The 8047-nt window shown below is 54.7% G+C and carries 8 protein-coding genes and 1 tRNA gene; 2 read left to right on the top strand and 7 right to left on the bottom strand.

Translation table 11 applies throughout. The features are described 5' to 3' along the window. Positions 1 to 239: 239 nt before the first annotated feature. The 4 genes from ACWVCN_RS09140 to ACWVCN_RS09125 all read right to left on the bottom strand — a co-directional run bounded on the left by ACWVCN_RS09140 (position 240) and on the right by ACWVCN_RS09125 (position 2665). Positions 240 to 315, bottom strand: a tRNA-Met gene (locus tag ACWVCN_RS09140). A gap of 93 nt (positions 316 to 408) precedes the next feature. Then, entirely contained in the window at positions 409 to 1257 is an 849-nt protein-coding gene (locus tag ACWVCN_RS09135) for an Npun_R2479 family HD domain-containing metalloprotein (protein ID WP_455245259.1), read from the bottom strand. Between the two features lie 39 nt (positions 1258 to 1296). Continuing rightward, positions 1297 to 2088: a 3',5'-cyclic-nucleotide phosphodiesterase gene (locus ACWVCN_RS09130; RefSeq protein ID WP_455245258.1), complete on the bottom strand. Its 792-nt coding sequence runs from the start codon at positions 2086 to 2088 to the stop codon at positions 1297 to 1299. Between the two features lie 178 nt (positions 2089 to 2266). Next, on the bottom strand, positions 2267 to 2665 hold the full coding sequence (locus ACWVCN_RS09125; protein ID WP_455245257.1) for a response regulator: 399 nt from the start codon (positions 2663 to 2665) through the stop codon (positions 2267 to 2269). A gap of 359 nt (positions 2666 to 3024) precedes the next feature. On the opposite strand from ACWVCN_RS09125, the gene ACWVCN_RS09120 reads away from it, so the two are divergent. Beyond that, on the top strand, positions 3025 to 3411 hold the full coding sequence (locus ACWVCN_RS09120; RefSeq protein ID WP_455245256.1) for a response regulator: 387 nt from the start codon (positions 3025 to 3027) through the stop codon (positions 3409 to 3411). A gap of 187 nt (positions 3412 to 3598) precedes the next feature. Here the strand turns inward: ACWVCN_RS09120 and ACWVCN_RS09115 are convergent, their stop codons facing one another. Further along, entirely contained in the window at positions 3599 to 4927 is a 1329-nt protein-coding gene (locus ACWVCN_RS09115; protein WP_455245255.1) for a GAF domain-containing sensor histidine kinase, read from the bottom strand. A gap of 157 nt (positions 4928 to 5084) precedes the next feature. After that, positions 5085 to 6596: a PAS domain S-box protein gene (locus ACWVCN_RS09110; protein WP_455245254.1), complete on the bottom strand. Its 1512-nt coding sequence runs from the start codon at positions 6594 to 6596 to the stop codon at positions 5085 to 5087. A gap of 283 nt (positions 6597 to 6879) precedes the next feature. On the opposite strand from ACWVCN_RS09110, the gene ACWVCN_RS09105 reads away from it, so the two are divergent. Further along, the gene (locus ACWVCN_RS09105; RefSeq protein ID WP_455245253.1) at positions 6880 to 7284 is read left to right on the top strand and encodes a response regulator; all 405 of its coding nucleotides are present in this window, start codon (positions 6880 to 6882) and stop codon (positions 7282 to 7284) included. A 223-nt stretch (positions 7285 to 7507) separates the two neighbouring features. On the opposite strand, the gene ACWVCN_RS09100 is transcribed toward ACWVCN_RS09105, so the two are convergent. Further along, positions 7508 to 8047: sensor histidine kinase (locus ACWVCN_RS09100; protein ID WP_455245252.1), on the bottom strand; the 540-nt coding region annotated here is incomplete at its 5' end.

Genomic DNA, 8047 nt, shown 5'->3' with positions numbered 1-8047 from the left:
CTCGAAGGCGTCTTATCGCTTAAGTAGATAGGAAAGCGACGGAAGAGACGGATGGTGAAAGGCATTTACACTTCGCAGGGTGGCTTATTCTAGAGGTCATGTGAGCCATCGCAAGCAAGTAAGGGTTGCCGGGACGAGCGATGTGCGGTCTTTTAGAAGAGGAGTACTGGAGGTATTTATCTGACGGCATCAATAACTAGAAATCCCTGAATAGCCGTCGGTACACACGAAGTGTGGTTTGGTGGCGGTGACCCGGATCGAACGGGTGACCCGCGGCTTATGAGTCCGCTGCTCTGCCAACTGAGCTACACCGCCACAAGGGGGGCATGGTGAGAAAGATTTTGGATATTACCTGACTCGAGGCTGAAGTGTCTACAGGAGGGGAGAAGTGGAATTGCCCGGAACGATCTATCCCATAGCCTTTCTGATTCGTTCCTGATGCTCGACGGAAAATACGTTCGAATATAAATGCGCCACCCATTCTTTCCCCTTCTGGGTCACATTCAGACAACGCAATCCATCCTGTATATATGGAGCGACGACATTCCAGTAGAAGGTGGGGTAATTGTCGCGCAGATCGTCGACAGTCTCGAAGCCGAGCTCCGTGGCGGTTCCAGTTTCTCTGAATTCGTAAAAAAGAGCGGTGCTTTTTTTCGAGTGCTGCGGGTCTGCGAGCTGGCCGATGAGGTCGGCAGCGCGGACCAGACCCGGGTAGTCCAAAGTCCCTTGATGATCCTTATCAGAGGGAACAGGAAACCTGGTCCGCTCGATGTTGGCGGCAATAATATTGCCGTCGATCAGGAAATGGCTCCTGAACCGTTCCTGAACGAACCGCTTCCCCCGATTGATGTGATAGGGAGTCAGCGATGCGTCCGTAGCACCACGCGGTAGTGTGACGCGTTCATCCTTCACGCCGGTCACGTAGGATCCGAAGATGTCCTCCTGGCAAACTCCACGGACATAACCGATATCGTGGCAGAGCAAGGAAATGACGAAGTGGAGCCAGTCGCGCGGCGTCACGCCGCCGTAGCGGAGGTGCTTTCCGACGAGCATCTCCTGGCCGACTAACGTCACCATCATGGTGTGGTCAATATTGTGATAGGGAGCATCGCTGTCGGCGATACATTCCAGAGCCATGCGACCTGCCCAGCTGATGATGCCGGGATAGTCAGGTTCGAGCTGACCGTACATGACGCGGTAAGCCCGGTGGAGCCGTTCAACAAAAGCGTCGATGAGAATGGCTTTACTGTTGAACATGTGCAGGTCCTTCTTCGTTGCCTTCAGCGGTGTTCGTTGTTACGAAATGCTCAATTGCTGTCCCTCTTCCAAAACAATCAGATTTGGGATCCTTAAATGTCGAAGTTCCTCGACGATCCTCGATTTAAATGCGGGTTTCATGTGGTAGGCGTAAATGGTTATGTCTGACCTATTTAGCTTCTCGCATTCCTGAGCGAACAATGACGGCGTCAGGTGTTTACTCGCACGGGCAAGGTCGTTCATGGAGTCGGGGTATGAGCATTCGATGAATGCCGCCTTGAGGTGGGGGAGACGGCGGGCCTCATGCCAGATCTCATCGGTACAATAAGTGTCGCCGCTATACACAAAAGCAGACGTCTTGTTTTGCACGACCATGCCTGCTGTGGGAACAGTGTGATTCACGAGGATGGGCATGATGTCGATATCGCAAAAGGAATAAGAGGTTCCCGGTTTGAGCGGTTTGGACTCCAAGATGGGTTTCTGTGCCGTCGGGATAACGAAGAAGTTTGGGTACACCTCAGTGTTAAAAATATGCCGCTGCAGGCCGTCGATAACCGGAGGAAGACCGGCCACTATGATGGGCATGTCAATCTGGTCACCCAAGTTATCGGCCAGCGTAGGGAGTCCTTTAATGTGATCGAAATGGATATGGGTAAGGAGGATATGCCGGATCTGTTTCTGCTCAACGAGCGACAGCGCGCTGGCGGCGGTGCCGGCATCGAGGAGGACCGATCCATTCAAAAGGAAGCCGCAGGTGTTACAGGGGAGGCGGCCGCTCTTGGAGTCCAAAATACTGTCGGATCCGTGACATCCGAGTATTTTGATATTCACAGCCGTAGCTCCCTTCTGTTGATGATCAGATTATACTCCCTGGAAGGATGCGGAAATGAATGATGGGGCGAGTCAGGGAGAAACATGAATCCTTTATGCCGGCTTCTTGCGCCAGATATTCCGCAACCTTGATTCATCAGACATGGTGCATTTCAACCAGAGAACGTCTGAAGGTTGCCTATTTATGCTGTTGCCGTAGCGCGTATAGATTGGTGGCGGTTTTCACTTTATCGAGCAACGTCTCACGCGTAACCGGTTTGCGGACCCAATCTCCAACGCCTTCTTGGACGATACCCTCGAGAAACATCGAATCTGATGCTCCGCTTAGTACAATGATGGGAACGCCCGGGTATTGTTTTCTGAACCGTTCAATGAGTTCCTTGCCATCCATGTTCGGCATTTCAAGGTCGCACAGGAGGGCAGACACTTTGTCGGCCATCGTATGGGTGGCCATCAGATCCATCGCGGTCTTGCCGTCCGACGCGGTCAAGACATGATAGCCCTCCCGCGCAAGAACAAGGCGGGTTGTATCCCTGATACAGGCGTCGTCATCGACGACCAGAATAGTAAAAGACATAGGGTCGCTCTCCTCGCTCACGGGGGGGTCAGGCCTCCATAATAAGGTAAAAGTGGAGGGGAGGCCACCGCTGGTAATGATTCGCAAAGGCCCTTACTTCAATGGGTTGCAGTTTACTGGGGATAGGTTCAGGAGTGAATAGCCTCAAACGAGGGGGGTATCTACTTGAGGGGATAGCAGCAATTTCCGCAATTCAAGGATGACCTTTACTCCCCTCATCTGGAGGGATACCTATTCGTGGGGATTGTTGTGTAGAGGCAGCGGGGCTATAGGAAGTTTGGCAGTGCTACTATTCTCTGGGTGGTCGTGCGTTGCAGTGCTGATTTTGGTATGAACTCCGGTGAGGGACAGTGATGTTGATGGGAAGAGTTCTCATCGTCGAGGACGAAGAACATGTCAGAAAAACCGTCAGCCTCGTCCTGAAGCAGGGAGGCTATGAAGTGTTGGAGGCCTCGGATGGCGAGCAGGCGATCGCGGCAGTTCAGGATTATCCCAACGGAGCGCCTGTTCATGCCATTATTTGCGATCTTGGATTGCCGAATGTAAAAGGTAACGATGTCATCGCGTTCATCCGCGCTAAACTGCCATCCGTACCTGTGATCGTGATGACAGGACATCCGGATGTTCAAGGCGCTGCCTTCTTATTCAAGCAAGGCGTCGTGGATTACCTGATCAAGCCGGCGCAGGCTCAAACATTGCTTGATGCCGTCAGGCGGGCCATCGGAGAACAGGCATTGCTGGGCTAGTATAGGGATTCCTTCCTGAGCGTCCTACCGAGTGCCGGTACAATCCAATATCGAGAAGATAGATTCCGTAGTATGGTGAGTCGCGAAAGCGAGGAGTCTTCCTGTCGCAGGGGAGGAAGTGGCGGGGCGATTCTCTCCACAGCCACGCATCCGAGCTTGCGATACAAGCATCCGTATGACAGGCGGATCAGGAACGTGGGGACGATGCCGGAGCGTGGGGAAGCCGCATGTGGATTTTGGTCCCCACTCCGGGGTCACTTTCCACCCAAATGTTCCCTCCGTGGGCATCGATGACGTCTTTCACGATTTTGGTCCCGAGACCCGTTCCGCCTGGTTTCGTGCTGATGACGCGCTTGGTGAACAAGCGGTCGCGAACTTCCGGCGGCATGCCCCGACCGGTATCGATGACGGACACGAGGATTGCTCCTTCTGAGCCGGGCGCCTCCTTGCCGCACACGGCAACAGAGCCACCGGGGGAGACTTCCGGGATCGCGTTGTTGATTAAGTTGTAGAACGCATTGTACAGCCGCCGCTGATCGGCCACGATCATAGGAAGCATCTCAAGATTTTCCGTAACAAGCCTGACTTGTCTTTCCTGTGCGAGCTTGCCCAACGACCGGAAGACGTTGCTGACAACAATGCTGACTTCGCAGGCCGAGAAATCCAGCGGCGTACTGAGGCCTTTCACGGCATCGGCTATTTCCCTCACCCGGTCCTGAATCCGATGCGCGTCCTCCTTCAGCATGTAAATGACTTCGTTGCAGAGGTCCCGGCTGGCATTGGCTCGCTTCACCTCAATGTCCGGCAGGTGGTCGAGGAGTTCGTTGATTTCGGCCTGAAGAATACCTGCACCGCAGACCACAGGCATCAGGAGATTCTTGATGTCGTGGGTGATGTCGCCCATCATCTGCGCGACCTCGGCGAGCTTGGCTGATTCGACCAATCTCGTATGCTCGATTGCGACGGCAGCGAGCGCGGAGATGATCGTGAGAATCGCCAGATCGTCGCGATCGAGGAAATCGCCGCCACGCTTGTTCATCACCTGAATCACACCGATCGGGTCACCTTCCCACCGTCTGAGCGGGATGGTGATCATGTCATGCGTCACGGCGCCCGTCGATTGATCAACCTTTTTGAAATGACGGCGGTCAGCTTGCGCATCGGGAACGATTTCGGGATGCCCTGTTTTATAGACCGTTCCGGCAATACCTTCGTCCCAGGGGATCTCAGTTCCTGCCGGTACCGGGTGTTCACCGATCGAATGGTAGAAGACCAACGTCTTCTTTTCACCGTCGGCGAGCAGGACGGAACCGTTCTCCGCGTCGACGACGTCGAGTGCAATGCGGAGGGATTGCTCAAGGAGGTCCTGAAGCCTGAATTTCTGAGAGAACACCTCCGACATCCGCTGGGCAGCCGCGAGTTCAAGCTCCCGCCTGGCAAGTAGCCGCGCCAATGAATCCGGCGAGTCAACTTTGGTGGAACCGGGGACTCTTTCCGAGAGTGGCGGCGTTGTCATATCAAACCTCTCCATAATAATGATGGAACAATAGTAATTGAGGGATCGGTGTCGACAAATACAACGATAGTCTGTACGTGCCCTGTTTGTGTCGAGAAATTAGGCGGCGCATCGTAGAGAGCCAATCGCATGGTCATCCTCCCTTATTCCCGGCGCGCTAAGCCGTGTCCCAGTCCGGGTGAACCTGCCGTGCGCACGTTGTGCACACCGTATGAGAAAAACTTGCCGTTGAGTGATCGGCGATAAAATGTTCGACTTCATGCCAGGAACCGGTTTCGTCCCGGATTCGTTTACACGTGGCGCAGATGGGCAACAGTCCCCGGATCGTCGGCGAGGCGGTCGTGGCCAGCTGCAATTCGCGAACGAGTGCAGCCGTTTCATCGGCCATTTGTTTGCGCTCAACGAATTGTCCGACCTTGAGGCCGATATCGGCAAAGGTATGAAGTAACCCCGTGTCAGGAGGGCGAACTTCATGGGCGAAGAATTCGATGACGCCGAGGACGCCTGTCGTCCCTTTGATGGGAAATCCGAATGCCGCGTGCAGGTTCGCATCACGCGCCAACTCCAAGCGGGGAAAGTTGCCGTCTCTGACGACATTCGTAATCCAGTCCGGCTCTCCACTGGCGAGGACCCGGCCCGGCAATCCGATGCCAGATGAGAATGTCGTGACAAGGCTTTTCTGGAGAAACTGTTCGAGGGCCTGCCTGGAGGACTTCTCCCACACGGTCGCGCAGCGCAGTGTGGTGGTGCGTTGATCGAGCAGCCAGATCAACCCGACCTCCCAATTCGCCAGATGTCCGACGGCCTGCAGTATGTTGCTGCCGGCTTGTTCAACCGTTTCGGCTTCCATGAGCACTTGGCTGATTGCCAGCTGAACGGCCTGTCTGGTTTCCAAACGCTTACGGTCGGTCAGATCGCGAAGGAAACCGCTGAAGAATCGTGCTCCCTTCGTTTGCCAGGTTGCCAGGGACAGTTCGAGAGGAAATTCAGTGCGGTCTTTCCGAAGGCCGGACACTTCAATAGGGCGTCCCAGCAAGCGAGACTGCCCGGTGTCACACACGCGCTGAAATCCAGCCAGATGCTCCTCGTGATAGCGCTTCGGGATAATAAGTGTCAGGGGTTGGCCGAGCGCTTCCTCCTCCGTGTATCCGAACATGCTGCAGGCGCTATTGTTCCAGAACACGATGGTGCCCTCAGCATTGGCAACGATGAGGGCATCAGGTGTCAATTGAACGACAGCGGTGAGTTTCGCTTCGAGATCGGTCAGGCTGTCCTGGGCATGACGGTACTTCGACTGCTGTCTGGCGATCCAGACACACGCGGTGGCAAACAGGACGAGCAAGAGGAGGCTGGCAATATTGTTTGTTGTCCCGATCATCGGGCTGAAATTGTCCAGACGAAAGCCTCCGGAAGGATGAGACCATCGTTCGAACATCGTCAGGACGATGGCGACCGCAGTGACATAAATAACGGCGCGTTCACCACCCCACCAGAGTGCCGTCAGAATAGATACAGGATAGAGGAACACGCCGACATGCAATGTCGGTGTCACGTAGATGTCGAGCAGAGCAATGACCGCAAGGAGCCCAAAGGTAATCAGGCTGTAAGGGGACAGCCGCGGAAATTTCAACAAATCGCCGACCGTATCAGGACGAAAAGATAAGTTCATGGTACGTCAACGCCTCGGAAATGAAAGCTCACGACCCATGGTTCCTCTCCACAGGCCTTCAGCCAGCCTTCGTCCAGTGGGCGAACGATGCAACGCGTGCAAGCCATCCTGCAAGCTCTTGCGTATGCAATTATGTTCCCCGTGAGCGAACAGGCAATACCCACAAAATAGGTATCCCCTCATCTGAGGGGATGGTTCGGGTCTTTGTCCTATGGTACCTGCTCGCTTCAGAGGAAAGGGGCGGGTCGGATTTTCACGGGTTTAACTTTTTAAGGAGGAAGGTATGAGTGAAGGGAGAGTATTGATCGTCGACGACGAGGCCGACGTCAGAAAATCGGTTCGGCTGATTTTGTCCAAGGCGGGATACGATGTGATCGAAGCCGAGGACGGGGAAGTCGGGGTTCAAACCGTCAAGTCCGGGGATAACCCGCTTGCGCTGAACGCCATTATCTGCGACCTCAATATGCCGAAGATGAGCGGTATGGAAGCGATTCCGTACTTCCGTTCGCAGTTTCCATCCTGTCCCGTCATCGTGCTGAGCGGCGCGGGGACCGTCGAAAGAGCCACCACGCTTTTCAAGCAAGGTGTGGTCGAGTTTTTGTCGAAGCCGATTGATCGCGATAAACTGCTGGGGGCGGTCAAGAAAGCCGTTGCCGAAGGCGGATGGAAGGATAGTTTCAACGTCTAAATCGGACCATTACATCAGCCTAGTTCGGCCAGTGTGCGGTGTGCGATCACACTGAGGAGCTTGGTCTGGCTGAATGAACGAAACGGGGCGTGTCGGTCGAATAGGGTAGACCGATGCGCCCCGTTTCATTTGGTGCGAAACACGTGACCAGACAGCTATGCGCGTGGAACGAGGATCAAAGGGTGGACAGTGCCGGTGATTGTGAGGGTAATTGTCAGTTTGCTCAGCTGATTTGCAATTGCGCGTTGGTTGGATCGAGAGGAAACCGGATATGAAAGGTCGTGCCTACGCCAGGAGCGCTTTCCACCCAGATCCTACCTTTATGGGCATCGACCACATCCTTCACGATTTTGGTGCCCAGTCCCGTTCCGCCTTTCTTCGTGCTGACGGCACGGGCTGAGAAGAGACGATCTCGAATCTCCGGCGGCATGCCGCGCCCGGTATCGGTGACGGCCAACGCAATGCCTCCGGTTTCTTGATCGAGATACCCGCTGACCGTGATCGACCCGCCTTGCGGAGTCTCCGGAATTGCGTTGTTGATGAGATTGTAGAACGCATTGTAAAGACGGCGTTCGTCTGCCTGAAATTCCGGCAGAGTATCGAGGCCGTCCATGCGCAGAGCGATGTGTTTCTCTTTGGCAAGCACTTGGAGAGTCTTGAACACCTCCAGAATCACCAGGCCGACCGCACACGCGGCGAAGTTGGGTGGCGAACTCAGGCCTTTGACGCAATCCGCCATTTCCTTTACCCGTTCGTGGAGACG

The sequence above is a fragment of the Petrachloros mirabilis genome (assembly GCF_975968855.1).
Note: the sequence above shows the minus strand (reverse complement) of the source record. Positions and strands in the feature narration are given on the sequence as shown.

Coding starts and splice junctions, on each gene's coding strand:
- ACWVCN_RS09115 (WP_455245255.1), bottom strand. CDS start 4,927: ATGACAACGCCGCCACTCTCGGAAAGAGTCCCCGGTTCCACCAAAGTT.
- ACWVCN_RS09125 (WP_455245257.1), bottom strand. CDS start 2,665: ATGTCTTTTACTATTCTGGTCGTCGATGACGACGCCTGTATCAGGGAT.
- ACWVCN_RS09105 (WP_455245253.1), top strand. CDS start 6,880: ATGAGTGAAGGGAGAGTATTGATCGTCGACGACGAGGCCGACGTCAGA.
- ACWVCN_RS09120 (WP_455245256.1), top strand. CDS start 3,025: ATGGGAAGAGTTCTCATCGTCGAGGACGAAGAACATGTCAGAAAAACC.
- ACWVCN_RS09110 (WP_455245254.1), bottom strand. CDS start 6,596: ATGAACTTATCTTTTCGTCCTGATACGGTCGGCGATTTGTTGAAATTT.
- ACWVCN_RS09135 (WP_455245259.1), bottom strand. CDS start 1,257: ATGTTCAACAGTAAAGCCATTCTCATCGACGCTTTTGTTGAACGGCTC.